This window comes from Candidatus Pelagibacter communis, assembly GCF_001179925.1.
GTDB lineage: Bacteria > Pseudomonadota > Alphaproteobacteria > Pelagibacterales > Pelagibacteraceae > Pelagibacter > Pelagibacter ubique_E.
In genome coordinates this window covers 1-978 of the sequence record NZ_CVSF01000014.1, presented here as the reverse complement: position 1 = coordinate 978, position 978 = coordinate 1, and the positions used below count along the sequence as shown (strand labels likewise).

Below are 978 nucleotides of genomic sequence, written 5' to 3'. Positions count from 1 at the left end.
ATTTTTATATGAATCTGATATATAAAACACCATGATTATTACTTGTCCATCTTGTAAGAAGAAATTTGAAATTGACACAGCTTTAATTCCATATGAAGGTCGTAAATTGAAATGTGGATCATGTGATGAAGTGTGGTTTTACAAAAAAGATGATGAAGTTGTAGAAAATATTGGAATTCAAAATATTCAATCAAATAAAAATTTTTCTGGTAATAATCGAAAAAAAACAAAAAAGGATTATTCAAAAAAAATAATTAAAGAAAAAAAAAGCTCAGAAATTGTAAAATATACCCCAAAAGCAAGTTTTACTTTTGGCAATTTTTTATCCTATATTATAGTGATATTAATTTCTTTTATTGCTCTCATAATAATTTTAGATACGTTCAAAATTCAACTATATACTTTTTTTCCTGATTTAGAGATATGGCTTTTTAGCTTATATGAAGTCTTGAAAGATATGCAATTATTTATTAAAGACCTAATTTAATTATGATTAATTATTTATCTCAACCATTTAAATGGTTTTTTAAACTTGAAGCTGCAAGCGGTTTAGTTTTGTTATTTGCTGCAATAATTGCCTTAATTATTAGTAATTCAGAGTTATCACAGCTGTATTTTTCTACTTTAGATAAATATTTATTCATTGGTATAAATAATTTTGGTTTAAAATTATCTGTTTTACATTGGATAAATGATGCCCTAATGGCAATATTCTTTTTTTTCGTCACTCTTGAGATCAAAAGAGAATTTTTACAAGGTGAATTGTCTAATATAAAACAAGCATTACTTCCAATAATTGCTGCTGTAGGTGGAATGTTAGTTCCGGCATTATTTTATGTATTTATAAATTTTGGTGATAGTGAAACTTTAAAGGGATGGGCAATACCATCTGCAACTGATATTGCTTTTTCTTTAGGAGTGTTATCATTATTAGGAAAACGTGTTCCATTATCCCTTAAAGTTTTTTTAACAGCACTT

General features: G+C 25.9%; 2 protein-coding genes. Both read left to right on the top strand.

What is annotated here, in order from left to right; translation table 11 throughout:
* The first annotated feature begins 31 nt into the window (after positions 1-31).
* Positions 32-487, top strand: a complete 456-nt coding sequence (locus AMN70_RS00725; RefSeq protein ID WP_075501081.1) for a zinc-ribbon domain-containing protein — start codon at positions 32-34, stop codon at positions 485-487.
* 2 nt (positions 488-489) lie between these two features.
* Positions 490-978: Na+/H+ antiporter NhaA (locus AMN70_RS00720; protein WP_143323395.1), on the top strand; the 489-nt coding region annotated here is incomplete at its 3' end.

Excerpts from the sequence above, each read along its gene's own strand:
- AMN70_RS00725 (WP_075501081.1), top strand. The coding sequence starts at position 32 with ATGATTATTACTTGTCCATCTTGTAAGAAGAAATTTGAAATTGACACA.